At 71.4% G+C, this 25,538-nt stretch carries 23 protein-coding genes; 7 read left to right on the top strand and 16 right to left on the bottom strand.

The features are described 5' to 3' along the window. Nucleotides 1–3 precede the first annotated feature (3 nt). Entirely contained in the window at nt 4–1,095 is a 1,092-nt protein-coding gene (locus ACIA8R_RS12110; RefSeq protein WP_364095345.1) for an SPFH domain-containing protein, read from the top strand. 33 nt (nt 1,096–1,128) lie between these two features. On the opposite strand, the gene ACIA8R_RS12105 is transcribed toward ACIA8R_RS12110, so the two are convergent. The 5 genes from ACIA8R_RS12105 to ACIA8R_RS12085 form a co-directional block, all read right to left on the bottom strand. Then, nucleotides 1,129–2,298, bottom strand: a complete 1,170-nt coding sequence (locus tag ACIA8R_RS12105) for a Gfo/Idh/MocA family oxidoreductase (RefSeq protein ID WP_357696541.1) — start codon at nt 2,296–2,298, stop codon at nt 1,129–1,131. 26 nt (nt 2,299–2,324) lie between these two features. Beyond that, nucleotides 2,325–3,935, bottom strand: coding sequence for a hypothetical protein (locus ACIA8R_RS12100; RefSeq protein WP_364095349.1), 1,611 nt, complete (start codon nt 3,933–3,935; stop codon nt 2,325–2,327). Between the two features lie 28 nt (nt 3,936–3,963). Continuing rightward, on the bottom strand, nt 3,964–4,845 hold the full coding sequence (locus ACIA8R_RS12095; RefSeq protein ID WP_357696545.1) for a carbohydrate ABC transporter permease: 882 nt from the start codon (nt 4,843–4,845) through the stop codon (nt 3,964–3,966). After that, nucleotides 4,842–5,753, bottom strand: a complete 912-nt coding sequence (locus tag ACIA8R_RS12090; RefSeq protein ID WP_352325034.1) for an ABC transporter permease subunit — start codon at nt 5,751–5,753, stop codon at nt 4,842–4,844. The genes ACIA8R_RS12095 and ACIA8R_RS12090 overlap by 4 nt, the downstream gene beginning before the upstream one ends. 154 nt (nt 5,754–5,907) lie before the next feature. After that, nucleotides 5,908–7,041 (bottom strand): ROK family protein, encoded by a 1,134-nt coding sequence (locus ACIA8R_RS12085; RefSeq protein ID WP_357696547.1) that lies wholly within the window; start codon nt 7,039–7,041, stop codon nt 5,908–5,910. Nucleotides 7,042–7,211: 170 nt separating this feature from the next. Between ACIA8R_RS12085 and tdh the strand changes: the two genes are divergently transcribed. The 4 genes from tdh to ACIA8R_RS12065 all read left to right on the top strand — a co-directional run bounded on the left by tdh (nt 7,212) and on the right by ACIA8R_RS12065 (nt 11,608). Next, nucleotides 7,212–8,240, top strand: coding sequence for an L-threonine 3-dehydrogenase (gene tdh, locus ACIA8R_RS12080; RefSeq protein ID WP_357696549.1), 1,029 nt, complete (start codon nt 7,212–7,214; stop codon nt 8,238–8,240). Then, a complete protein-coding gene (locus ACIA8R_RS12075; protein WP_397038101.1) occupies nt 8,240–9,412 on the top strand; it encodes a glycine C-acetyltransferase in 1,173 nt (390 codons plus the stop codon). The genes tdh and ACIA8R_RS12075 overlap by 1 nt, the downstream gene beginning before the upstream one ends. Before the next feature lie 13 nt (nt 9,413–9,425). Next, nucleotides 9,426–10,328, top strand: coding sequence for a LysR family transcriptional regulator (locus ACIA8R_RS12070; protein WP_397038099.1), 903 nt, complete (start codon nt 9,426–9,428; stop codon nt 10,326–10,328). 122 nt (nt 10,329–10,450) lie between these two features. After that, nucleotides 10,451–11,608 carry an MFS transporter gene (locus ACIA8R_RS12065; protein WP_397038097.1) on the top strand — a complete coding sequence of 386 codons (1,158 nt, stop codon included), beginning with the start codon at nt 10,451–10,453 and terminating at the stop codon, nt 11,606–11,608. Between the two features lie 6 nt (nt 11,609–11,614). On the opposite strand, the gene ACIA8R_RS12060 is transcribed toward ACIA8R_RS12065, so the two are convergent. The 6 genes from ACIA8R_RS12060 to lhgO form a co-directional block, all read right to left on the bottom strand. Then, the gene (locus ACIA8R_RS12060) at nt 11,615–13,222 is read right to left on the bottom strand and encodes a YfjP family GTPase (RefSeq protein WP_397038095.1); all 1,608 of its coding nucleotides are present in this window, start codon (nt 13,220–13,222) and stop codon (nt 11,615–11,617) included. Beyond that, nucleotides 13,219–15,102 (bottom strand): ABC transporter, encoded by a 1,884-nt coding sequence (locus ACIA8R_RS12055; RefSeq protein ID WP_397038093.1) that lies wholly within the window; start codon nt 15,100–15,102, stop codon nt 13,219–13,221. The genes ACIA8R_RS12060 and ACIA8R_RS12055 overlap by 4 nt, the downstream gene beginning before the upstream one ends. A 110-nt stretch (nt 15,103–15,212) precedes the next feature. Beyond that, a complete protein-coding gene (locus tag ACIA8R_RS12050; protein WP_357696674.1) occupies nt 15,213–15,872 on the bottom strand; it encodes a response regulator transcription factor in 660 nt (219 codons plus the stop codon). Between the two features lie 74 nt (nt 15,873–15,946). Continuing rightward, entirely contained in the window at nt 15,947–17,359 is a 1,413-nt protein-coding gene (locus tag ACIA8R_RS12045; protein WP_364095369.1) for a HAMP domain-containing sensor histidine kinase, read from the bottom strand. Continuing rightward, nucleotides 17,359–18,051: a response regulator transcription factor gene (locus tag ACIA8R_RS12040; RefSeq protein ID WP_357696563.1), complete on the bottom strand. Its 693-nt coding sequence runs from the start codon at nt 18,049–18,051 to the stop codon at nt 17,359–17,361. Before ACIA8R_RS12040 ends, ACIA8R_RS12045 begins: the two co-directional genes overlap by 1 nt. A gap of 17 nt (nt 18,052–18,068) precedes the next feature. Then, on the bottom strand, nt 18,069–19,259 hold the full coding sequence (gene lhgO / locus ACIA8R_RS12035) for an L-2-hydroxyglutarate oxidase (RefSeq protein ID WP_397038091.1): 1,191 nt from the start codon (nt 19,257–19,259) through the stop codon (nt 18,069–18,071). 72 nt (nt 19,260–19,331) lie between these two features. On the opposite strand from lhgO, the gene ACIA8R_RS12030 reads away from it, so the two are divergent. Continuing rightward, entirely contained in the window at nt 19,332–19,703 is a 372-nt protein-coding gene (locus tag ACIA8R_RS12030) for a hypothetical protein (protein ID WP_357696567.1), read from the top strand. A gap of 4 nt (nt 19,704–19,707) precedes the next feature. Here the strand turns inward: ACIA8R_RS12030 and ACIA8R_RS12025 are convergent, their stop codons facing one another. Together ACIA8R_RS12025 and ACIA8R_RS12020 are read right to left on the bottom strand one after the other, a co-directional pair. Then, complete coding sequence (locus tag ACIA8R_RS12025; RefSeq protein ID WP_397038089.1) at nt 19,708–20,706, bottom strand: hypothetical protein; 999 nt, start codon at nt 20,704–20,706, stop codon at nt 19,708–19,710. Nucleotides 20,707–20,741: 35 nt separating this feature from the next. Next, nucleotides 20,742–22,013, bottom strand: a complete 1,272-nt coding sequence (locus ACIA8R_RS12020; protein WP_397038087.1) for an MATE family efflux transporter — start codon at nt 22,011–22,013, stop codon at nt 20,742–20,744. 70 nt (nt 22,014–22,083) lie between these two features. On the opposite strand from ACIA8R_RS12020, the gene ACIA8R_RS12015 reads away from it, so the two are divergent. Next, the gene (locus ACIA8R_RS12015) at nt 22,084–23,052 is read left to right on the top strand and encodes an aldo/keto reductase (RefSeq protein WP_357696571.1); all 969 of its coding nucleotides are present in this window, start codon (nt 22,084–22,086) and stop codon (nt 23,050–23,052) included. Nucleotides 23,053–23,197: 145 nt separating this feature from the next. Here ACIA8R_RS12015 and thpR read toward each other — a convergent pair whose 3' ends face one another. Genes thpR through ACIA8R_RS12000 form a run of 3 tightly spaced genes read right to left on the bottom strand, consistent with a single transcriptional unit; the run spans nt 23,198 to nt 25,497 of the window. Further along, entirely contained in the window at nt 23,198–23,755 is a 558-nt protein-coding gene (gene thpR, locus ACIA8R_RS12010; protein ID WP_357696573.1) for an RNA 2',3'-cyclic phosphodiesterase, read from the bottom strand. 30 nt (nt 23,756–23,785) lie between these two features. Beyond that, nucleotides 23,786–25,027, bottom strand: coding sequence for an MFS transporter (locus ACIA8R_RS12005; RefSeq protein WP_397038084.1), 1,242 nt, complete (start codon nt 25,025–25,027; stop codon nt 23,786–23,788). A 23-nt stretch (nt 25,028–25,050) separates the two neighbouring features. Beyond that, on the bottom strand, nt 25,051–25,497 hold the full coding sequence (locus ACIA8R_RS12000; RefSeq protein WP_357696577.1) for a MarR family transcriptional regulator: 447 nt from the start codon (nt 25,495–25,497) through the stop codon (nt 25,051–25,053). Nucleotides 25,498–25,538: the final 41 nt, after the last annotated feature.

Below are 25,538 nucleotides of genomic sequence, written 5' to 3'. Positions count from 1 at the left end.
CACATGGACCCGTTGCTGATAGCCGGACTGCTGATCATCCTTTTCGCCGCGTTCACCGTGCTCAAAGCCGTGCGGATCGTGCCCCAGGCGCGGGCGCGCAACGTGGAGCGGCTCGGCCGCTACCACCGCACGCTCAAGCCGGGCCTCAACTTCGTCATCCCGTACGTCGACCGCGTCTATCCGATGATCGACCTGCGCGAGCAGGTGGTGACATTCCGTCCCCAGCCGGTCATCACCGAGGACAACCTGGTCGTCGAGATCGACAACGTCCTGTACTTCCAGGTCACCGACCCCCGGGCGGCGGCGTACGAGATCGCCAACTACATCACGGCCATAGAGCAGCTCACCGTCACGACCATGCGGAACGTGATCGGCTCGATGGACCTGGAGAAGACGCTCACCTCGCGCGACACCATCAACAGCCAGCTGCGCGGCGTGCTCGACGAGGCCACCGGCAAGTGGGGCATCCGCGTCAACCGTGTCGAGGTCAAGGCCATCGACCCGCCCAAGACCATCAAGGACGCGATGGAGAAGCAGATGCGGGCCGAGCGCGACAAGCGGGCCGCGATCCTCAACGCCGAGGGCGCGCGACAGTCGCAGATCCTCACGGCCGAGGGTGACAAGCAGAGCCGCATCCTGCGGGCCGAGGGCCAGCGTTCGGCCGCCATCCTGGAGGCCGAGGGCCAGTCGCGCGCCATCGACCAGGTCTTCCAGGCCGTCCACCGCAACGACCCCGACCCCAAGCTGCTGGCCTACCAGTACCTTCAGGTGCTGCCGCAGCTCGCCCAGGGCAACGGCAACACGTTCTGGGTCATCCCGAGCGAGGTCACCTCGGCGTTGCAGGGCGTCTCGAAGGCGTTCACCGAGGCGCTGCCGAAGTCGGCCGCCACCCGCGAGGATCAGCCCCGGCCGTCGGAAGAGCTGGACAAGGAGATCGCGGCGGCCACGGAGGCGGCGGCCGAGGCGGTCGCCGACGCGCAGCAGGCCGAGAGCCCCAAGGGGCCGCGCCAGATCGCCCAGGCCGTGAACGAGCCGTCCCCGTTCGCCGACCTGGACCGCGAGCGCGAGAGCGCCCCCAAGGAGAGCGACCGCTGACGTCCGCCGGGGCCCGCGCGGCCCCGGCGTCGCTCAGCGCTGGCCGTTGTCGAAGTAGGCGGCCAGCTCCGGGTCCAGCGGCGGCACGTCGTACGGCATGCCGCCGTCGCGCAGCGACATCGTGGCCATGTAGCCGGCCGCCACGCTCATCCTGGCCGCCACGGGTGAGGTGTCGGTCGCTCCGCCTTCCCTGACGAACCGGCAGAACTCGGCCAGGATCTGCGGGTCGGCTCCGCCGTGTGTGCCCTTCGCGGCCGGCACCTGGTAGGCGATGTCGCAGTCGTCCCGGTAGGAGGTCGGGCCGGTGTTCCACACCTTGACCGTGTCCCCCGGGCCGTCGCCGAAGTTCTCCAGGCGGCCCTCGGTGCCGATGACGGTGTAGTTGCGCACGTAGTCGGGGCTGAAGTGGCACTGCTGGTAGGCGGCGATGACGCCGTTGTCCAGGCGCATGTTCATCACCGACACGTCCTCGACGTCCACCACGTGGTGCAGGTCCCGCCGCTCGGTGGGCGGCCAGTCGAAGTCCCGCAGCCAGCCCTCCGGCCGGGGCGTCCCGGGCTCGCGGCGCGGCAGGTCGCCGTAGACCATCAGGTCGCCCAGGGCGTTCACGCGGGTGGTGTAGCCGCCGGCCAGCCAGTGGATCACGTCGAGGTCGTGCGCCGCCTTCTGCAGCAGCAGGCCCGTGGTACGGGTGCGGTCGGCGTGCCAGTCCTTGAAGTAGTAGTCGCCGCCGTAGGACACGAAGTGGCGTACCCACACGGTCTTGGGCTCGCCGATCACACCCTTGCCGATGATGTCGCGCATCAGCCGCACCACGCCCATGTGGCGCATGTTGTGCCCCACGTACAGGCGGGTGCCGGTCTCGCGGGCGACCCTCAGGATGTTGTCGCAGCCTTCGACGGTGATCGCCATCGGCTTCTCCAGGTAGACGGCCTTGCCGGCCTGGAGGGCGTCGATCGCGATGCGCTCGTGCGTGTCGTCGGGGGTGTTGACGATGATCGCGTCGAGGTCCGGCCGGTCGAGCAGCTCGCGGTACTCCCCGGTCAGGAACTCCGCCTCGAACCGCTCCGACTTCGTCTTGAGCACTGCCGGGTCGGAGTCGCACAGCGCCGCCACGACCGAGCCCTCGCCGGGCCGGTGCGCGGCCAGAGCGAGGCTCGTCCGCAGCCCGAGCCCGATGACTCCGATGCGCAGGTCTTCCACAAGTGTCCTTTCAAACGGTAGAACGGTCAGCCCTTGGCGATGGAGGCCTCGTACTCGGCCCGCATCGCCTCGCCGCCCCTGCCCAGCCACTTCTTGACGAAGGCCGGCCAGTCCGACATCGACTTACGGCCGGTCACGATGTCGTCGACCATGTCCTTGCCCATGGTGCTCAGCTCACCGTTCTTCTGCGTGTAGGTGTCGGAGAAGTGGCCGGTGGTGACGCGCTCCTGAAGCATAGGCGCGATCTTGGTCTCGAAGTCGTGGATGAGCTTGGTGCGCTCGGGCTGGCCGGGCAGGAACAGCGCGGACGGCGATCCGATCACGAACGAGAGCGGCTGCTGCGTGGTGGGCACCTCGGCCGCGCCCTTGTCGGTGAAGGCGAGGTCCCCGTCCTTCTTGGTGAAGTGGGTGCCCTCGACGCCGAAGTTGACGCGCTCGTACTCCTCCGTGCCGAACGGGGCGGCCAGGTAGTTGAGCACGCCGAGCAGGGTCTCGATGCGCTTGGGGTCCACCTTCTTGCTGATCGAGGTGAAGCCCACCGAGCCGAGGCCGGCGTTGTAGACCGGCTTGGACGACGGCGTGGCCGCGAAGGGCACGATCGCGCCCAGGTTGTACTTCTGGGTCTTGGCGTCGTTGAGGAAGCCGGGGAACGACTCGACGTACGCGCCGATCTGGCCGTTGGCGACCTTGTCCTTGATGGTGGCCAGGGCGGGGTCGGGCCAGAACAGGTTGGCCTTGAAGCACTTGACCGCGAGCTCCAGGGCCGCCTGGTACTCGGGCGTCTCGAACTGGTGGGTCAGCTTGCCGCCGGCCAGCTTCCAGGTGTTGGGGGCGCCGTACCAGTGGCTGAACATGTGCACGTGGTTGTAGTAGCTCGGTTCGAGCGGGTACTTGTTCTTCTTCACGTCCAGCAGCTGCTTGGCCTTGGCCAGGAAGTCGTCGGCGCCGCTGAAGGCCGTGCCGCCGACCGGCTCCCAGTAGTCGGTGTTGACCAGGAACACCTGCCCGAACCGGCTGTAGGCCACCGCCACGCCGTACAGCTTCCCGTCCGTGACCGCGGACTTCCAGGTCACGTCGCCCAGGTTGGCCAGGTTCGGATACTTCTTGATCGCGTCGCCGCTCAGGTACGACGTCAGGTCGTGGAACTTGGCCGCCAGCAGCTCGGGCACCCGCTGCAGACCCTGGTTCGGCGGGAACCAGACCAGGTCGGGCAGGTCGTCGCTGGCGATGATGGCGTTGAACTTGTCGGGGTAGCCGTCGCCCACCACGATGTTCATGCTCCACTCGGAGCCCAGGGCCTTGCCCAGCTCCTGGAGGTAGGTGTTCTGGCCGGGCGCGGGCGGCGCGACGTCCCACGTCTGGGTGAGCGAGGTGATCTTCTGGCCGTCGCCGGGCGCGGCCGCGACGGACTTGACCAGCTCGCTCGGGTACTTCAGGTACGCCGGGTCCTGGCCCGCGTCGATCGGCAGGTCGGGCGTGGGGATCTTGGCGGCGGTGTACGTCGGCAGCGTCAGCTTCTTGGACAGATCGGCGCCGCCCTGCTTCACACCCGCGGGGCCGCCCTCGCCTCCGCAGGCCGCGAGCCCGGCTACCGTGGCGCCGGCGAGCGCGAGTCCGAGGAATCCACGACGGGACATGATGGATGACATGGTTGCTCCCGGGTTCTCAGCCCTTGATGGCGCCGGTGAGGACGCCCTTGGTGAAGTACTTCTGGAGGAAGGGGTAGGCGAGCAGGATCGGCACGAGCGCGATGATGAGCACCGCCATCTGCACCGATGAGGCGGGCAGGTCGCGCACGATCGCGACGTCCGAGCCCGTGGCCGCGGTGCCGCGGAAGATGAACTGCCGCAGCACGACCTGGATGGGGTGCTTGGTCTGGTCGTTGATGTAGAGGATGGCGTTGAAGAACGTGTTCCAGTACGAGACCGCGTAGAACAGGCCGACGACGGCGATCACCGCCTTGGACAGCGGGAGCGCGATCCGCCACATCATGCGGAACTCGCCGCACCCGTCCATGCGGGCGGCCTCGAACAGCTCCTCGGGCAGGTTCTGGAAGAACGACCTGACCACGACCACGTTGAACGCGTTGACCAGCACCGGCACGATGAGCGACTGGTAGGTGTCGATCATCCCGAGTTCCTTGACCATCAGGTAGCTCGGGATCATGCCGGGCGTGAACAGGAACGTGGCCAGCACCATGAGCAGGATCGGCTTGCCGCCGAGCATGCCGCGCCGCGACAGCGCGTAGCCGAGGAAGACCGTGCAGATCAGGCTGAGCGCGGTGCCGGTGAGCGTGATGCCGATGCTGATCAGCACCGACCGGGTGACCGCGCCGCCGGACAGGATCAGCGAGTACGCCTCGAACGTGGGGTGCGAGGGCCAGAGCACGTAGCTGCCGCCGTTGGCGATGCTCTCGGCGCGTCCCATCAGGCTCGTGCCGACGGCCAGCCCGAACGGGTACAGCACGACCACGGTGATCGCGGTCAGCACGACGAACTTGAGCGTGCGCCCGGCGACGGTCGGGCGCTCCATCCACGGCGGCCTCATCGATAGATCCCTTGCTCTCCGAAGCGGTGCGCGAGCTTGTTCGCCGCGTAGATGAGCGCCGCGCCGATGAGCCCCTTCATGAGGCCGGCCGCGGTGCTCATGCCCCAGTCGCCGTCCCGGATGCCGTGGTAGTAGACGTAGGTGTCGATGACCTCGGCCGCTCCGGCGCCCACGGCCTCCCGTTGCAGGACCATCTGCTCGAAGCCGACGGACAGGATGTCGCCCAGGCGCAGGATGAGCATCATGAGGATGACCGAGCGGATGCCGGGCAGCGTGACGTGCCACAGGCGGCGTTTCCAGTCGGCGCCGTCGATCGCGGCGGCCTCGTACTGGCTCATGTCGATCGCGGTGATCGCGGCGAGGAAGATGATCGTGCCCCAGCCGCAGTCCTTCCAGATCACCTGGGCGGTCACGAGGAGCTTGAAGGTGTCGGCGTTCGACATCAGGTTGCCGATGGTGACGCCGTGCGAGTTCAGGAACGAGCTCACCGTGCCGGCCCCGCCGATGACCTGCTGGAACATCGCCACCACGACCACCCACGACAGGAAGTGCGGCAGGTAGACGACGGTCTGGATGAACCGCTTGACGCGGTGGCCGATCAGGGAGTTCAGCAGGAGCGCGAGCGCGATCGGGGCCGGGAAGTAGAGGACGAGCTGCAGCGCCGTGATCTGCAGGGTGTTGCCGACCGCGCTCCAGAACTCGGGCTCCTCCAGCAGCATCACGAAGTTGTCCAGGCCCACCCAGGGGCTGCCCGCGATGCCGAGGAACGGCGCGTAGTCCTTGAAGGCGATGACGTTGCCCAGCAGCGGCACGTAGAAGAAGGCCACGAAGTACAGGACGCCGGGCAGGCACAGGGCCAGCAGCGTCCAGTCGCGCTTCAGCCGCTCAAGCAGGGTGACAGCGGCCACACGCTCACCTCCAGTCGGGTCGGGATTGGCTGGAGGCTAGTACCGATTTATGCAAATAACTAGCTTAAATCGAGCAGATCTACGCATGACTCCTGGATCGATGTCACTCAGCGACATGGCCGTGACAGAACAGTGACCTAATTAACCAAGAAAGCTACGTAAAGAGCAGCCGATTCGCCTGGTCGAGGGCAAAACGGACAGCACCCAGCGTGATGCACTCGCTGCCCAGCCCCGACGCGACCACCTCCGGCGGATAGAGGCAGTACTCCTCGAACACCTCGCGCACCGGCTCGACCAGCAGGTCTCCGGCCGAGGACAGGCTGCCGCCGATGACCACCATGTCCGGGTCGAGCGGATTGACCACCGTGATGAGCCCGGCGGCCAGGCCGCGCGCCAACTCCCTGACCGCCCGGCCCGCCCGCTCGTCGCCGGCGCGGGCCCTGGCGATCGCGAACTCGGCGCTCTGCCTGCTGGAGCGCAGCTCGCCCGGCTCGACGGCCATCGCGTACTCCAGGACGTGCCGGAAGGCCGTCCAGTTGTTGTGCGGCTGGGCGCCGATCTCGCCGCCGGCCGCGTGCGCCCCCCGGTACGGCCGGCCGCCGATGAGCAGGCCCATGCCGATGCGGTCGCCGGTGAACAGGTAGACGACGTCGTCGCGGCCCTGGGCGGCGCCCCGCCAGTGCTCGGCGAGGACGGCCAGGCGCATGTCGTTCTCGACGAGCACCGGCGCGGGGATGCGGGCCGACAGCTCGCCCTGGAGGTCGATGCCGGTCCAGTCGGACAGGGCGACGCTCTTCACGACGCGCCCGGAGCCGTCGACCGTGCCGGTGGTGCCCACGCCGACGACGGTGACGTCCGCGAGCGCCAGCCCGGCCTGGGCGGCGGTCGCCGAGGCGAGCTCGACGATCTCGTCCAGCCGCTCGGCGGCGGGCATGTCCCGGTGGTTGGGCGCGCGGCGGGTGACCGTGATCGTGCCGTTCAGGTCGGCCAGCATGGCGCGCAGGCTGGAACCGCCGATGCCGACGCCCAGCACGTGCCCCGCCGAGGCGCGGAACCTGAACCGCTTGGCCGGTCGCCCTCGCTGACGGTCGCCGGCCTCCTCCTCGCACTCCTCCGCCCAGCCCTCGGTGACCAGGTCGTCGACGATGACCTCGGCCGTAGGCCTGGACACCCGGGCCGCCCTGGCCAGCTCCGACAGCGTGGCCACGTCGGCCTCGCGCAGCACGCGCAGGATGGCCGCCGAGTTGAGCTTGCGCAGGAGCGAGGCGTCGCCGCTCTGCTGTCGCACCGATACCTCCGAGTCGACGGGCAGGTCATCTACAAGCTTATTTCGTAATTGTGCCTGGTCCCGCTGCCGCGTGAAGCTGAGCTGTGGGGGCACTTAAGAATCCCTCGATGGACAGGTTCCGAGGGGAGCGGGCACAGTGCGTTAGGTTCGGAACAGGGGGAAGTGAATCGATGAAAGCGCTGGTCAAGCAGAAGGCCGAGCCCGGCCTTTGGCTGGTGGACGTGCCGGAGCCCGAGGTTCGGCCGGGCGAGGTGAAGATCCGGGTGCTGCGTACCGGCATCTGTGGCACCGACCTGCACATCCGCAAATATGACGACTGGGCGCGGCACACGCTGAAGCTCCCGCTCGTCGTCGGACACGAGTTCAGCGGCCACGTGGTCGAGGTCGCGCCCGGTGTGGAGGACATCGCCGTCGGCGACCTGGTGAGCGGCGAGGGCCACATCGTCTGCGGCAAGTGCCGCAACTGCATGGCCGGACGCCGCCACCTGTGCCGCAACACCGTCGGCCTCGGCGTGAACCGGGACGGCGCGTTCGCCGAGTTCGTCACCCTGCCCGCCTCGAACGTGTGGGTGCACCGGGTGCCCGTTCATCCCGACGTGGCGGCCATCTTCGACCCGTTCGGCAACGCCGTGCACACCGCACTGTCCTTCCCCCTGGTCGGCGAGGACGTGCTGATCACCGGCGCCGGCCCGATCGGCCTCATGGCCGCGGCCGTGGCCACGCACGTCGGCGCGCGCAACGTGGTGATCACCGACGTCAGCGACGAGCGCCTCGACCTGGCCGGCAAGCTCGGCGTCTCGCTCGCGCTCAACGTCTCCAGGGCGTCGATCGGCGAGGGCGTGCGCCAGCTCCACATGCGGGAGGGCTTCGACGTCGGACTGGAGATGTCCGGTAACCCAGGGGCCATGCGAGACATGATCGCGAACATGACGCACGGAGGGAAGATCGCGATGCTCGGTCTTCCCGCCGAGGAGTTCGCCGTCGACTGGGCGACCGTGGTGACCTCGATGCTCACGATCAAGGGCGTTTACGGCCGGGAGATGTACGAGACCTGGTACAACATGTCAGTCCTGCTGGAAAAGGGGCTCGACCTCTCCCCCGTGATCACTGATCGGTTTTCGTACCACGACTTCGACGCCGCCTTCGACACGGCCGCGAGCGGCCGTACGGGCAAGGTCATCCTCGATTGGAGCGCTTGATGTTCACGAACGTGCGCGAGCAGCTGCGTACGACGCTCGACGAGATCACCGAGGCCGGGCTGCTCAAGCCCGAGCGGGTGATCACCACCCCGCAGAGCTCCCAGGTCGGCGTGGCCGGGCGCGAGGTGCTGAACTTCTGCGCCAACAACTACCTGGGCCTGGCCGACAACCCCGAGGTGGTCGAGGCGGCCAAGCAGGCGCTCGACCGCTGGGGCTTCGGCATGGCGTCCGTGCGGTTCATCTGCGGCACCCAGGAGGTGCACAAGGAGCTCGAATCCCGCCTGTCGGACTTCCTCGGCATGGAGGACACCGTCCTCTACAGCTCGTGTTTCGACGCCAACGGCGGCGTCTTCGAGACCCTGCTCGACGCCCAGGACGCGGTCATCTCCGACGCCCTCAACCACGCCAGCATCATCGACGGCATCCGCCTGTCCAAGGCCCAGCGCTTCCGCTACGCCAACCGCGACATGGCCGAGCTGGAGGCCAGGCTCAAGGAGGCGTCCGACGCCCGGCGGCGGCTGATCGTCACCGACGGCGTCTTCTCCATGGACGGCTACCTCGCCCCCCTGCGCGAGATCTGCGACCTGGCCGACCGGTACGACGCCATGGTCATGGTGGACGACTCCCACGCCGTCGGCTTCGTCGGCCCCACCGGCCGCGGCACGCCCGAGCTGCACGGCGTGACCGACCGCGTCGACATCATCACCGGCACCCTGGGCAAGGCGCTCGGCGGGGCCAGCGGCGGCTACGTCTCGGCCCGCAAGGAGGTCTGCGAGCTGCTGCGCCAGCGGTCGCGGCCGTACCTGTTCTCCAACTCCCTGGCCCCCGTCATCGCGGCGGCCTCGCTGCGCATCCTCGACCTGCTGGAGACGTCCGGTGAGGCGCGCGAGCGGCTGCGCTCGAACACCGCGCGCTTCCGCGGCGAGATGACCAAGGCCGGGTTCGACATCCTGCCGGGCGAGCACCCGATCGTGCCCGTGATGATCGGCGACGCCGGCGAGGCGGGGGCCATGGCCGAACGCCTCCTCGACCTGGGTGTCTACGTGATCGGCTTCTCCTACCCGGTCGTCCCGCACGGCCAGGCCAGGATCAGGGTGCAGCTCTCGGCCGCCCACTCGGCCGAGGACGTCGACCGGGCCGTGGCGGCGTTCGTCCAGGCTCGCCAGGGTTGAGTATTCTCGCTGCGTGATTGACACGCGGCGGCTTCGCACACTGCGGGCGGTGGCCGACCACGGCACGGTCACCGCCGCCGCGGCGGCGCTCCACCTGACCCCTTCGGCGGTCTCCCAGCAGCTCGTGGCTCTGGAGCACGAGGTGGGCCACCGGCTGTTCACGCGTGACGGCCGGGGCGTGCACCTCACCGCCGTGGGCAAGATCATGGTGGGGCACGCCAACGAGGTGCTGGCCCAGCTCGAACGCGCCGAGGCCGAGGTGGCCGCGTACACCACGGGCAAGGCCGGCGAGGTGACCGTGGCCTGCTTCGCCACCGCGATCAGCGCCGTGCTCTCCCCCGCCATCGCCGCCCTGCGCGCCACCGCGCCCGCTCTCAAGGTCCGGGTGCTCGACGCCGAGGGCGACCACAGCCTGGCCATGCTGCTCGACGGCGGGGCCGACCTGGCGGTGACGGTCGAGTACCGGGGCGGGCCCGACGCCGCCGACCGCCGCCTGTCGCGCATCCCCCTGTACGCCGAGCCGTTCGACCTGGTCCTGCCCGAGGGGCATCCGGAAGCGGGGTCGGCCACGCTGGTGTCGCTCGCCGCCGACACCTGGATCGGCCCCTACCCGGGCAATCCCGTGCACGACGTCATCACCTTCGCCTGCCAGCAGGTGGGCTTCACGCCCAACGTCGTCCACTGCTCCGACGACTTCCGGGCCGTGGTGGCGCTGGTGGGGGCGGGGGCGGGGGTGGCGCTCGTACCGCGGCTGGCGCTCCGGGACATGGCGCTGAGGGGGGTCGTGGTGCGCCACACGCCGGGGCCCGACCGCCGGGTCTTCGCCGCGACCCGTCGGGGCTCCGACGCACACCCCCTGCTCCTCCCCCTGCTCTCCGCCCTGCGCACGGTCGCCGCCTCCCTCACCTCCGACTGACCCCCCCGGAGGGCCGCTCCAGGGCCGTCGCGACCTTGTGGAAGACCGGGGCGGCGCTCTGCCGCCCTCCGGACGGGGAAGATCGGCGATCTTGGGGTTAGCGTGGGCGTATGGGGATGGATATGCCGTATCGGGGCCTGTTCAGGATGCCGGGGGTCGGGGCGCAGGCCGTGTTCGGCTTCCTTTCCCAGCTCACGCAGCAGGTCGCGCCCGTGGGGATGGTCCTGGTCGTGCAGGCGGCGACCGGGTCGCTGGCGCTCGCCGGGACGTGCGCGGCGGCGTTCTCGGTGGGCGCGGGCATGGGCAGGCCCGTCCAGGGGCGGCTGATGGACCGGCGCGGCCCTCGGGCGGTGCTCACGGCGACGGCGTTCCTGCACGTCGCCGGGCTGATCGCACTGGTCGCGGCGGCGGCGGGCGGCTGGCCGGCGTGGACGTTCGTGGCGCTGGGCTGGGTCGCCGGGGCCGGGCTGCCGCCGATCTCGGTGAGCATGCGCGTCGAATGGGGGCGGCAGGTCGGCGACGACGCCCGTACGGCCGTCTACAGCCTGGTCTACCTGGTGCAGGAGCTGGCCATGCTGGTCGGGCCGCTGCTGTTCGGGCTGGTGATCGCGGCGGCCTCGTCCTCGCTGGCGCTGGGGGTGGTGGCGGTGGCCGCGGGGGCGGGCACGCTGGCCTTCTCGCGGGCGCTGCGGGCCGACGGGACGGCTCCCGTACGGGAGGGCGGGCGGGTCTTCGCCGACCGCGGGATGCTGGTGCTGCTGGCCGTGGTGCTGCTGCTCGGCGGGACCATGGGCGCGCTGCAGGTGGGGGTGCCCGCGATGGCCGCCGCCCGGGACGTGCCCGCCGCCACCGGGCTGCTCGTGGCGGCGCTCTCACTGGGCGGCATCGCCGGGGCGGCCGGGTACGGGGCCCGTACGTGGGCGTCCCCGCCGGCGGGGCGGCTGGTGGGGTTGCTGCTGGTGCTCGGGGTCGTGCTGGCGCCGCTGGCGATGGTCGGGGCGTTGCCGGCGTTCTGGGCGATGCTGTTCGCCGGGGGGCTGGTGCTGAATCCGGCGCTGACGACGTCGTCGCTGCTGGTGGACCGGTTCGCGCCCGGGGCCCAGGGGGAGGCGTTCGGGTGGTTGTCCACGGCCATGGGGATGGGCGCCGCGGCGGGATCGGGGGTGGCGGGGGTGGCCGGGCAGTGGTCCGGGGCGTCGGCGCCGTTCCTGGTGAGCGCGGCGTCCGCCCTGCTGGGCGCCCTGCTCGCGGTCCCACTGCTCGGTAGGAGAAAAGCGTGACGGCGGTCAGGAGCGGGCTGTGGTGACGGCGTCCGTGAAGCGGGTGTAGCGGTCGAGTTCGGCCGTCACGGGGTCCAGCACGTAGTTCTCGGCGACCTCGCCGATGGCGGTCCGCAGGGCCCGCGCCGTACGTCCGGCCCTGCGCCGCCCGCCCGCCCACGCGGCCAGTCGGGACAACAGCGCGATCACCACCCCGGCCAGCGCGCCGCCCGCCAGCAGCACGGTCGGCCACGGCACCGCGCCCAGGGTGGGGAGCGGCGGCTGCGGCAGGCGCAGGTAATCCATCCCGAACAGCACGCCCAGCCACAGGGCGCCCGCCGCCATGGCGGCGAAGACGACCCACTGCAACACGTTCACCATCCGCCACCACCGCGGCCTGCGGGTGGTCCCGGCGGTGGTGCGGCCCACGGCCCGGTCGACCGCGTCGGCCAGTTCCGGGGAGCGCGAGCGCGCGGCCTGCCGCACCGCCGCCGCCCACGGGCCGGGCAGGTCCGCCGCGGCCGCCTCGCCGACGTCCCTGATCGCCGTCTCGACCTGCGTGCGCTGTACGGCCGACGCCGCCGGCACCGACGTACGCCCCACGATCTCCTTGTCCGGCCGTCCCACCCCGATCCTGAGCCTGCGCAGCGGGTCGGGCCGGAACCTGCGCAGCCACCGGGTGACCGGCCAGCCGGTGGCGACCACGGCACGGTGCCGGTGCCCCTTGGCCACGGCCTCCAGGACCAGCGGCACCCCGGCGGCCTGGGAGAGCGCGCCCGTGAGCCGCCGGTCCAGCCCCGCCACCCGCTTGGCGCCGGGGCCGGGCGGCGAGCCGTCCACGGCCAGGTGGCCGGCGGCGGTGGTGACGTCGGCGGCCAGGCGGGCGGCCCACGACTCGCGCCGGGCGACCCGGTCGGCCAGGATCGAGCGGAGCTCCGGCAGGCCGGCGCCGGTCCTGGCGGAGACCGGCAGCACCGGAACGCCCGCGAGCCCGTCCTCCTCCAGGAGGCGGCGCAGGTCGGCCACGCAGCGTTCCACAGCCTGTGGAGGCAGGCGGTCCACCTGGTTGAGCACCACCAGCATCACGTCGCGATGTCCGGCCAGCGGACGCAGGTAGCGCTCGTGCAGCGCGGCGTCGGCGTACTTCTGGGGGTCGACGACCCAGACGAGGAGGTCCACCAGCGCCACCAGGCGGTCCACCTCAAGGCGGTGGGAGAGCCGGATCGAGTCGTGGTCGGGCAGGTCGAGGAGGACGAGACCGGACGTCCCCGGCGCCTCGGCGGCGGAGTGGCGGCGCGGGACGTCGAGCCAGTCCAGCAGCGGACCGGCGCCCTCGCCGTCCCACAGGGCGGCCTGGGCGGTGGAGGTCGTGGGCCTGGTGACGCCCACGGCGGCCAGTTCCTCGCCGGCCAGGGCGTTGTAGAGGGAGGACTTGCCGCTGCCCGTCGCGCCGGCGAGCGCGGCCACGGTGTGGTCGACCGAGAGGCTGCGGCGTGCGCCGGCCCGTTCGGCGACGGCCCGCGCGGCGGACACGTCCTGCTCGGGGAGGCGTCCCTCGGCCAGTTCGGCGGCCTCCAGCAGGGCGGCCAGCCGGGCGTCGAGCGAGGGGCCCTCCTTGCGGCGCAGCAGCTTCACGGCCCCTCCGCACGGTCGGGAGCGGGCGACTCGGCCGTGGGACCGTCGGGAGCGGGCAGCTCGGCTGTCGGGGCCTCAGGAGCGGGGAGTTCAGCTGTCGGGGCCTCAGGGGCGGGGAGTTCGGCCGTGCGGGCGGTGGGGGTGGGGAGTTCGGCGCGGCGGTCGTGGATCGCGCGGGCCGCCGCGCGCAACGCGTCGGCCGTGCCCCTGGGCGGTTCGACGGTCTCCAGCCGGGCGGTGAAGCGGGCGGCCTCCTCCGCCAGCAGCACGCGCACCCGTTCCCGCAGGTCCTCACGGGCCCGCGTGGTCAGCGAGCGCACGGCCTGGTCGCCGAAGACGGCCTCCAGCAGCTTCTGCGACAACACGCTCGTCCCGCCCGCGATGCCGACCTCGATCCCGGTGAGCCCGCCGGTCGAGGCGAACACGGCCAGCATGAGCAGCAGCCCCGCCCCGTTGACCCCGAACGACGCGAGCCGCGCCGTGGTCCGCTTCTCCGCCCCCTCCTCCCGTACGAGGTCGAGGACGAACTCCTGCCAGCCGCGCACCGCCGCCTCGGCCCGCCTGCCCAGGTCGGGAGAGGCCCGGCCGAGCCGCGCGGCCTCCATGGCGCCGAGCCGGTCGAGCAGCCCGCCCCCGCCGGGCGCGGCCGACCACCCTTCGAGCGCGCGTTCGGCCGCGCCGTCGGCCGCGCCCCTGATCAGCGACTCGACGCCGCTCTCCAGGGCGTCCTTGAGCTCGACGGCGGGGGCGCGGCCGGTGAAGAAGCCGACGATCCGGTCACGCAGCCATCCGACCCGGCTCTCCAGGGACCGCATGAGGTCGCCGGTGCCGATGAAGTCCTGCCAGCGGGCCAGCACCTCGCCGCGCAGCAGGGAGCCGTCGCGCATGCCCTCGTCGAAGTCGGCCATGCCGCCCGCGTACGCGCCGGTCACGATCGTCCGCAGCCCGTCGAAGGCGGCCTGCTGGCGCTCGACGGCCGTGGCCAGCGCGGGGACGCGGGTGTCCAGGCTGTCCAGGGCGCCCGACAACGTCTGGCGTACGACCCGGGACCGCTCGGCGGCGTCGGCGGCCAGCCCCGTGAGCCAGGAGACGATGGGCCGCACCGACTCCTCCGGCAGCCGCGCCTTCTCGTCGGGCAGCGCGGCCTCCGGCACGGTGAAGAGCCGGGCGCCCGACAGGCCGTTCTCCGCCAGGAGGCGGTCGAGGTCGCGGGAGACGGGCTCGACGGCCTCGGGCGCGATCCGGTCGAGGACGACGGCCAGGGCCGTGCTGCGTTCGCGGGCCGAGCGCAGGAAGCTCCAGGGCACCTCGTCGGCGTACCGGGCGGCGGTGGTGACGAACAGCCACAGGTCGGCGGCGGCGAGGAGCTGCGCGGCGAGCTCCCGGTTGGAGGTCACCACGGAGTCGATGTCGGGGGCGTCGAGCAGCGCCAGCCCGGCGCCGAGCGCGTCGGACACGACCACGCGCAGCGAGCCGGCACCGCCGGCAGCACTGGCACCACTGGCACCACCGGGCCTCCCGGGGCCGCCGGTGGCGCGGGACAGGCCGGGCAGCACGTTCTGGCCCGTGAACCAGTCGCGGTCGGCCGGGCTGACGACGAGCGTGGGCACCAGCGTGGTGGGCCGCAGCACGCCCGGCTCGGCCACGTCGGCTCCGACCAGCGAGTTGACCAGCGTGGACTTGCCCGCCCCGGTGGACCCGCCGACGACGGCCAGCAGCGGCGCGTCGATCGCCCGCAGCCGCGGCAGCAGGTAGTCGTCGAGCTGGCCGGTCAGCTCGCGCAGGGCACGCCGGTCCGCCGCGGCCTCGCCGATCGCCAGCGGGAACAGCTCGCGATCGAGCGGGCGGCGCAACGACTCCAACGCCCCCAGCAGCTCCATAGGTGCCAACCCCGCTTCCCGCGGTACGCCGCTCGACACCTCGCGCCCGCAGGTCCACGCTACGGTGAGCGCGCCGGGACGGTCCACAGCGCGTGGCCGCGGGCCGGGGATCAACCGGCGGGCGGCGGCTCCCTGAGCACGTACCCGACACTGCGCAGGGTGTGGATCAGGCGGGGCTCGACGTCGTCCACCTTGCGCCGCAGGTAGGAGACGTACGACTCGACGACGCCGGCGTCGCCGCCGAAGTCGTAGTTCCACACGTGGTCGAGGATCTGCGCCTTCGACAACACCCGTCCGGCGTTGACCATGAAGTAGTGCAGCAGCTTGAACTCGGTCGGGGACAGCCGGACCTGGCGGCCGGCCCGCCAGACCTCGCGGGCGTCCTCGTCCAGCTCCAGGTCGGCCACCTTGAGCCGGCTGACCGGCGCCCCCTCGGTCCTGGTACGGCGCAGCACCGCCCGGATCCTGGCCTGCACCTCCTCCAGGCTGAACGGCTTGGTGACGTAGTCGTCGCCCACCCGGAGACCGGCGATCTTGTCCTCGGTGGCGTCCCGGGCGGTGAGGAACAGCACGGGCGCGTCGATCCGTCTGGCCACCTCGAACCCGTCCAGGTCGGGCAGCATGACGTCGAGCACCACCAGGTCGGGCGCGGCGCGTTCGGCGACCTCCACGGCCTCCTGCCCGTCGGCGGCGGTCAGCACCTCGAACCCGGAGAAGCGCAGGCTGGCGGAGAGCAGGTCCCTGATGCTGGGCTCGTCGTCCACCACCATGATCAACGCCTCGCGGACCTCGGGTTTTGTCACGATTCCAGGGTGGCTCAGGCACCTGAGGGTTAGCTGAAGGCTCACTCCAAGGCGAGTGGGAGTTCGACCCTGAAGGTCGATCCCTCCTCGGGCGAGCTGGTCAGCGTCACGGTCCCGCTGTGGGCCCGGACGAGCGCCTGCACGATGGCCAGGCCCAGCCCGCTGCCGCGGTCCTCGGAGGAGCGGCGGCGGCTGCGCGCGGAGTCGGCGCGGTAGAAGCGTTCGAAGACCCGCTCGACCTGCTCGGGGGGCAGGCCGGGGCCGCTGTCGGCGACCTCGGTGAAGACCGTGTCGTCGGTCGCCCCGGCGCGTACCACGATGGGCGTGCCGGGCTCGGTGTGCACGATGGCGTTGGTCATGAGGTTGCTGATGACCTGCCGCAGGCGCACTTCGTCACCGGAGACGATGAGAGCCGCGCCGCCGACCACGTCCAGCTTCACCGTACGGTCGGGCGCGAGGATCCGGGCATCGTGCACGGCGTCGGCGACCAGGGCCAGCATGTCCACCGGGCGCATCTGCAGCGGGCGCTGCTGGTCCACCCTGGCCAGCAGCAGCAGGTCGTCGACCAGCAGGCTCATGCGCCCGGCGGCCTTCTCCACGCGCTGCATCAGCTCGGCGGGGTCGGCGCCGGGGTTCTGGCGGGCGTACTCGGCGAAGCCGCGGATCGAGGTCAGCGGGGTGCGCAGCTCGTGGGAGGCGTCGCCGACGAACTGGCGCATGCGGTCCTCGGAGCGGCGGGCCGCCGCCTCGGACGCCGAGCGCGCGGCGAAGGCGGTCTCGATCTGCGCCAGCATGCCGTTGAGCGACTTGGCCAGGCGGCCCACCTCGGTACGGGGGTCGGCGTCCGGCACCCGGCGGCCGAGCTCCCCACCCGCGATGGCCTCGGCCGTGCGCTCGATCTGCCCGAGCGGCCGCATGCTGCGGCGGACGATGGTGACGCCCGCGACCGCCAGGATGAGCAGGATGCCGCCGCCGCCGAGCAGCTCGATCAGCACGAGCCGCCGGGTGATGGCGTCCACCTCCTCCAGGTCCACGGCGACGACCAGCGTGCGCCGCTGGAGCACGCTCTGCAGCACCCGCCACTCTCCGTCGCCGCCGACGGCGGGCGCGGTGTAGGCGTCGCCACCGGGCGATCCGCGCAGGACGGGCTTGGGCTTGGCGTCCACGTCGCGGTCGCGCAACATCGGGACGAACTCCTCGCCCGGCTCCTTGACCAGCGCGATCGCGTCGGACTCGATGAGGATCGGGCGGTCGGGGGTCTCCCTGTCCCGACGCCAGTCACTCATGACCTTCTTGTGCATGCGCACGCTGAGCAGGTTGAGCTGGCTGTCCACCCGGTCCATGAGGTAGCCGTGCAGCACCGAGACGCTGACCAGGCCGACGAAGGTCATGCCGCAGCCGAGCAGCGCCAGCATCACCGCGATCAGCTTGACCCTCAGCGGCAGGGCTCTCATCAGGGGCTCGGTGGCAGGCGCAGCACGTATCCGACACCCCGCAGGGTGTGGATGAGCCGGGGGCTACGGTTGTCGATCTTCCTGCGCAGGACGGACACGTACGACTCCACGATGCCCACCTCGCCCCTGAAGTCGTAGTCCCATACGTGGTCGAGGATCTGGGGCTTGGACAGCACGCGGCCGGCGTTCGTCATGAAGTAGCGCAGCAGCTTGAACTCGGTCGGCGAGAGCGAGACGGCGTGGCCGCCGCGCCAGACCTCGTGGCTCTCCTCGTCCAGCTCGATGTCGGCGAAGGTCAGCCTGGGCGGCGCGGCCTGCGCGTCCCCGCTCGTGCGCCGGAGCACCGCGTGGATCCTGGCCACGACCTCCTCCAGGCTGAACGGCTTGGTGACGTAGTCGTCGCCGCCGATCGTGAGCCCGCGGATCTTGTCCTCGGTCTCGTCGCGGGCGGTCAGGAACACCACGGGCGTGTGCAGCCCGCCGCTCCGCATCCGCCGGACGATCTCGAAGCCGTCCAGGTCGGGCAGCATGACGTCGAGCACGACGAGGTCGGGCCGGTGCCGTTGCACGGCGCTGACGGCGTCGAGGCCGCTCTTGGCCGTGGTCACGTCGAAGCCCGCGAACCTCAGGCTCGCGGCGAGGAGTTCGAGGATGTTGGGGTCGTCCTCGACTATCAGCAGGCGTGATTCCATCACATCCAAGGATGCCCTCATCGGGACAGTGCTGGAACAATTCCGGCAATATGCCGGGCAATTGCCAGACTCGACGTCGCCGCGGGCGAAGGGGCGTTGCGGACCAGGACCACGCCGCCCTGGACGTCGACCACGAAGTCGTCCACCAGCCGCCCGTCCCTGGCGACGGCCTGGGCCCGGACGCCGCCACCGGTCCTGACGAGGTCGGCGGCGGTGAGCTCGGGCACGTACCGGCGGGCGGCCTTGACGAAGGCGCTCTTGACGACGGAGCCGTAGACCTCTTTGATCCCGGTACGCCAATGGGCGCGAGCCAGGCGAAGCGTTCCCGGCCAACGCATAATTTGACCGAAATTTCGTACATCTCGCCATCTGTAGCCTTCGTAGGCCAGGGCCAGCACCGCGTTCGGCCCCACCAGCACCTCGTCGTCGATGTGCCTGGTCAGGTGCACGCCCAGGAACGGGTAACGCGGGTCGGGCACCGGGTAGATCAGCCCGCGCACCAGCTTCTTGGCCGCCCCGGCCAGCGCGTAGTACTCGCCCCGGAACGGCACGATCCGCACGTCCCCCGGCGCCCCGGCCATCCTGGCGACCGCGTCCGTGCCGAGCCCGCCGCAGACCACCAGCCGGTCGAAGGTGAACCGCCGGCCGTCGGCCAGCACCTGGACGCCCTTCGACGTCTCGCGGATCGCCCGTACGGGGTGCGACAGGCGTACCGAGCCGCCCATCCGCGCCACGTCGAGCGCCAGCGCGCGGGCGACGGCGGGGAAGTCGGCGATGGCGGTGTGCGGCGAGTGGATCGCGGCGACGCCGACCGCGTGCGGCTCGATCTCGCGCAGGCCGAGGGCGTCCAGCTCGGCGAGGCCGGGCACGCCGTTGGCCCGCGCCCGCTCGGCCAGCGCCCGCAGCGGCGCCCGCTCGGCCCGCGTACTGGCCACGACCAGCTTGCCGACCTCGCGGTAGGGCAGCCCGTGCTCGGCGCAGTACGCCTTGAGCAGCGCCACGCCCTCCCGGCACAACCTGGCCTTGAGCGAGCCCGGCGGGTAGTAGATCCCGGCGTGCACGACGCCGCTGTTGTGCCCGGTCTGATGGGCGCCGACGCGCGGCTCCTTGTCCAGCACGGTCACCTCGGCGCCCCGGGCGGCGGCCAGCTCGCGCGCCACGGCCAGCCCGACGATCCCCGCCCCGACGACACCGATCTTTTCCGTCACACACCCGATTTTCCTGCTAAAGGCCGCCCTGCCGCCATACCTGGGAGAATCGAACATGAGTACGATGACCTCATGTACGTCCCGCCAGAGTGGCCCGCCGAGGTCCGCCCGCCCAGCGTCCCCGACTGGGAGACCTCGGCGGTGGCCTGGCTGCTCGACGCGGTGCCGCCCGACTACCGGGCCTACGAAGTGCTGAGGCGGCACCCGGTGGCCCTGGCCTTCATGGCCAGGCACCACGTCCGGGCGGCGGTCGAGGCCGCCCGCGCGGGCTATCGCGGCGCGGCCGTCGATCTCAAGGGCCACCTGCCGCCGCACGCCGTCGAGGCCGTGCTCGACACCTACCGCCAGGAGGGGCCGCGGCTGGTGCGCCTGTCGCGCTCGATCGAGGTGGTCGAGCGCGCGCTGCGCGGCGACATGTTCACCGCCACCATGCGCAACCCCTGACGGCTCAGCGGGTGCGGCGCGCGATGAAGGTGATCACGCCGGTCGCCCCCGCGGCCGCGGCCAGCCAGATCAGCACGTCCTTGGCCGTCAGGCCGCTCGGCTCCGCGGCGTCGGACGGGCGCGCGCTCTCCTGCGCGGCGACGGGCTTCGGCGTGGGCGTGCGCGTGGCCTGGGCGCGCTCGGGGAGCGGCACCCGGTAGACCGGGCTGTTCGGGCCCTCGGAGCCGACCAGCAGGGCCTTGCCGTCGGCGGTGTAGGCGACCGACTCGGCCTGCCGCAGCTCCGGCATGGTGACCCTGGCGAGGGTCTCCCCCGAGGGCCGGTAGAGGGTCGCCGAGAAGTACGTGCGGATGACGTAGGAGGAGCCGTCGGGGGCGTAGGCGGCGTCCGTGGCCATGATCGGGGCCGCGGCGACCCGCCGCAGCACGTTGACCTTGTCGGTGCGGAGCTTCTTCGGCGCGGCGTAGACGGACCCGGAGAACTCCTTGGACACGACGTAGAGGCGGCCGGTGCGCGGGTTGATCATGATGCCCTCGGCGTTGCGGCCGCCGCCGGCGTAGCGGAAGCGGTAGCGGGTGGCCGGCAGCGTGGCGTCCCGGAGCGTGCGCGGCTCGGCGACCTTGTAGATCGACACGTCGGGCCAGGCGCCGTCGAGGTTGTCGCCGATGTCGGCGAACCAGAGCGTGCCCTGCCCGGTGGCGGGGTCCTTGGTCGCGGCCATGGCCTCCCAGTCCCGGGCCTCGGCGCCGCGCAGGTGGAAGGTGGCCTTCGTGCGCCCGTCGGGGCCGACCGCGTAGAAGACGGGGGCGGCGGAGCTGTCGTTGTGGGTGTAGAAGACGTTCTGGTGCGTGGGCGACACGGCCAGGCCGCTCGACTCGGTGATGTTCCGGTCCTTGAACGTGAACAGCTTCTCCGGCCCGTCGTCGTCCGCCCACGCCGGAGCCGCCGACAGCGCGAACGTCGCCGCCACGGCGGCCAGCACCCGGAACACGACAACCCCCACCTCGCCATCATGCCCCACGACTCGGCCCGGGACGCTCAGGCCACCGCCTCGGCCGTGCCCACGCGGGCGCTGTGGCGGCGGAACCCGGCCCCTTGGAGCACCAGCAGCAGGCCGTTGGCCGCCGCCATGGCCACCCAGAGCCCGATGATCCCCCACGTCCGCGCCACCGGCACGGCGGCCGCCAGGAGCGCGCCGTAGCCGAGGACGAAGTAGGCCAGGCTCGCCCCGGACCTCTTCAGCGCGGTCAGCCCGACACCCTGCACGGCCTGCGCGGCGTCGGCCAGCGACGACAGCAGCATCAGCGGCAGCAGCCCGAGCGCCCGCTCGCGTACGGCCACGTCGCCGGTGAACAGCCCGAGCACCTCCTCGCCGAACAGCAGCAGCGCCAGGGCGGCGGTCAGCGTGCCGGCGACGGCGAGCAGCGCGGCGGTGCGGTTGGCCCGGCGAGCCCCGGCCGGGTCGCCGGCACGGGCCACCTCGGGCACCGACGCCTGCGCCACCGACAGCGAGGCCATCATGATGAGGCCGGTGAGCGTGGTCAGCACCGCGTGCGCGGCGGTGTCGCGGGCGCCGGTGGTGCTCGCGGCGAACGTGACCACGCCGAGCACCCCGAACTTGATCAGCACGGTCGCCGCCAGCGGCACGCTGACCCTGGCCAGCCGGACGATCTCGGCCCTCCGGGGCCGCGCCTGCCCGATCGGCCGCCCGAGCGCGCGGCGCAGGTTGAGGCTCGCCACGACCGCGGCCGCCACCCCGGCCGCCACCCAGGCCAGGCCCACGCCGTCGAGCCCGAGCCGCGGCGCCAGCAGCGCGGTCAGCGCGCTCAGCACCAGACCGAAGGCCAGGTTCGCCCACAACACGTCGCGGCTGCGGCCGAGCGCCACCAGGATCGTGCTCGCGCCGCCGGTGGAGGCGAAGACCAGCAGGTAGGCGGCGAGGAGCCAGGGCAGCAGGCCCAGCTCGCCGACCACCTCGCCGGGCACCCCGCTCACCCGCGCGAGCGCCGGCACGCAGAGCACCGCCAGCGCCCCCAGCGTGCCGGTGGCCAGGCTGAGCCAGCGCGCGTCCCGGACGACGGGCACCGCCGCGCCCGGATCGTCCCGGTACGGCGCCACGAACGGCCCGAGCCCCCGCAACGCGCCCTGCACGGCGGCGGTGGCGGGATTGAGCACCGCCGTCATCACCGCGAAGGCGGCCAGCGCTACCGTCTCGTGGTTGCCGAGCACGGACGTGACCACCAGCGTGCCCACCATGCCCGTGACCATCGCCAGGAAGATCGGCAACGCGGCGCGGAGTAGAACGATCACGACGACTCCGCGCAGATCATGAACTCAGCCTATGGCCTGGAGCGCACTCCAGGTATTTAGTGTGGACCCCATGGACTATGTCAACCTCGGACGCAGCGGCCTCCAGGTGAGCCCGCTCTGCCTCGGCACGATGAACTTCGGCCCGCTGACCTCGGAGGAAGACTCCTTCGCGATCATGGACAAGGCCCACGACCTGGGCATCAACTTCTTCGACACCGCGAACGTCTACGGCTGGAAGAGGGGCGAGGGCATCACGGAGAACATCCTGGGCCGCTGGTTCGCCCAGGGTGGTGGCCGCCGCGAGCGCACGGTCATCGCGACCAAGCTCTACGGCGACATGGGCGACTGGCCCAACGAGCGCCGCCTGTCGGCGCTGAACATCCGCCGGGCCTGCGACGCCTCGCTCAAGCGCATGCAGACCGACTACATCGACGTCTACCAGGCCCACCACGTCGACCGGAACACGCCTTTCGACGAGTTCTGGGAGGCCATGGAGATCCTGCGCCAGCAGGGCAAGATCATCTACGTGGGCTCGTCCAACTTCGCGGGCTGGCACATCGCCAAGGCCCAGGAGACGGCGGCGCGGCGCGGCACGTTCGGGCTGACCAGCGAGCAGAGCCACTACAACCTGCTCACCCGGACGGTGGAGCTGGAGGTGCTGCCCGCCTGCGAGGACTACGGCATCGGCGTGATCCCGTGGAGCCCGCTGGCCGGCGGCCTGCTCGGCGGCGTCCTGCGCAAGATCGACAAGGGCCGGTCGGCCTCCGACACCATGGTCAGGGAGCTGGACAAGCACCGGGACAAGATCGAGGCGTACGAGAAGCTCTGCGACGAGCTAGGCGAGGACCCGGCGTACGTGGCGCTGGCATGGCTGCTCAGGCAGCGCGCGGTCACCGCCCCGATCATCGGCCCGCGCACGCTGGAGCAGCTCGAAGGCAGCATGCGCACGCTGGAGATCGAGCTGGACGACGCCACCCTGGCCCGCCTGGACGAGATCTTCCCCGGCCACCGCACCGCGCCGGAGGACTACGCCTGGTGAGAGCGCGACCGGCCGGGCCCGGCACGACCACGCCCGGCCGCTCGGGGCGGCTCAGGTCAGCAGGGCGCCGAGGATGACGATGAGGAACAGCAGGCCCAGCACGAGGGGCAGCAGCCAGGGGCGAGGACGGTCCACGCCCTGGAGCCTAGCCCTGCTTCACCGGTGCGAGCGCCCAATCGCCGAGTGACTCGTGCCTCACCTGGGGGCCGCCGTGGCTGCGGAACAGGTGCAGCCGCTCGGCCCGCCAGGGCGTCCCGGCGAACGCCGCCAGCGACTCCACCAGCTCCCTGAGGTCCGTGTCGGTCCGGGCCCTGGCCAGGGTGAGGTGGGGGTGGAACCGTTTCTCGTCGGTCTGCACGGCCCCCGCGCGACGGCCGGCCGCGCGGGCCGAGTCGGCCAGCCGGGTCAGGGGGTCGCCCGCGACCCCGGCCCACAACACCCTGGCCCGCCGCGCCGAGGAGAACGCCCCGGCCCCGGCGAGGGCCAGGTCGAGCACCGTGTGCCGGTGGGCGGCCCGCGCCAGGCGCGTCTCCAGGTCGGGCAGCGCCCGCTCGGGCACCTCGCCGTAGAAGGCCAGCGTGATGTGCCAGGTGGGGCGGCCGGCCCAGCGCAGCCCCGGCACCTGCCCGACGTACGGCGCCACGGCGCGCTCGACCTCGTCGAGCGCCTCCTCAGGCGGGACCACGGCCGCGAAGAGCCTCATGTCATGCGATTGTCCCCGGCCCGGGACGGCTCACGCCATCGCCAGCGCCGGTCTGGCCATCCGGTTGCCGATCAGCTTGGTCACCAGCACCGCGAGCCCGGTGCCCACCAGGACGAGCACGCCCGACAGCAGCACCCCCGCACGCGGCCCGCCCAGCTCCGACAGCCACCCGATCAGCGGCGCCCCGACGGGCGCGCCACCGGTGAAGACGAGCATGTAGATGCCCATGACGCGGCCCCGCATCTCGGGGGACGTGGCGATCTGCACGCTGGCGTTCGCGGCCGTGTTGATGGTGATCAACGCGATGCCGGTCGGGATGAGTAGCAGCAGATAGACCGGGTAGAAGGGGGCCAGCCCGGTCAGCACCTGGAACAGCCCGAACCCGATCGCCCCGGAGAAGAGCACCTTGCGCGAGAGCCTGGCCCGCCGCGCCGCCAGCAGCGCGCCGCCCAGCGCGCCCACCGCGAACATGCTGGAGGCCAGCCCGAACGACGACGCCCCCGCGCCGAACACCTCGCGGGCCATCAGCGCTATCGACATCGAGAACGACTGCGAGAACATCGACACGAAGGCGATCAGCAGGATCGGCATGAGCAGTTCCTGGCGTCCCAGGACGTACCGCAGCCCCTCCCGGAGCTGGCCCTTGGCCCTCGGCACCGGCTCGGACAGGTTGAGCTCGGAGCTGCGCATGAAGATCAGACTGGAGATCACCGCGCCGAAGGTGAGCGCGTTGATCAGGAAGATCGGTCCCGTGCCGCCCAGCAAGGAGATCAGGATGCCGGCCAGCGCCGGGCCGACCACGCGGGCGAGGTTGAAGATGGAGCTGTTCAGGGCGATGGCGTTGGGCAGGTCCTGCCGTCCGACCATCTCGACCACGAACGCCTGCCTGGTCGGCACCTCGACACAGGAGATCATGCCGAGCAGGAAAGCCATCACGAACACGTGCCAGACCTGCGCGGTGCCGGTCATGGTCAGCACGCCGATGGTGAGCGCGAGCACCGCCATCATCGACTGGGCGGCGATGAGGATGGGCCGCTTGGGGTAGCGGTCGGCGAGCACGCCGCCGAAGAGCCCGAACAGCAACATCGGCAGGAACTGCAGCGCGGTCGCCAGGCCGAGGGCCGCCGCGCTGCCTCCCGCGCCGTGCGGGCCCTTGGTCAGGTCGAGCACCAGCCAGTCCTGGGCGGTGCGCTGCAGCCAGGTGCCGACGTTGGAGACGGCGCCACCTGCCGCGAACATGCGATAGTTGCGAACCTTGAGCGACCGGAACATCCCGGTCTTGGGTTGCTCGGGTTCTATATCTTGCTGAGCTTCTCCAGGATCGGCGCTGCCTGCCGCAGGATCGACCGCTCCTCCGGTGAGAGCTCCTTCAGCCGCTGTGTCAGCCACGCCTCCTTGCGGCGGCGTTCCTCCTTCAGCAACGTCTGGGCGGCCTCGGTCACGGTCACGGTCACCTGACGCCGGTCGGTCGGGTGCGGGGTGCGTGCGACCAGGCCGCGTTCCTCTAGCGCGGCGATCACGCGCGTCATCGAGGGCGGTTGCACCTTCTCTAGCTCGGCCAATTCGCCGGGGGTTATCCCGGAATGCCGTTCCACGGCGGCGAGCGTCGCGAACTGGGTGGGCGTCAGCGAGTGCGCCGCCGCCTGACGCCGGAGTCGCCTGGTCAGCCTTGCCATCGACACGCGCAGGGCTGAGGCCAGGCCCGCGTCGCTGCGCAGGTCCATCTTGGGCTGGTTGTTCATTAGCACGTCTCATTACCTTTGCTAACTATATGCGAAGGCAA

The sequence above is a fragment of the Nonomuraea sp. NPDC051191 genome, from assembly GCF_044455665.1.
GTDB lineage: Bacteria > Actinomycetota > Actinomycetes > Streptosporangiales > Streptosporangiaceae > Nonomuraea.
The sequence above is the reverse complement of the archived record's forward strand: the minus strand, read 5'-3'. Positions and strand labels throughout refer to the sequence as shown.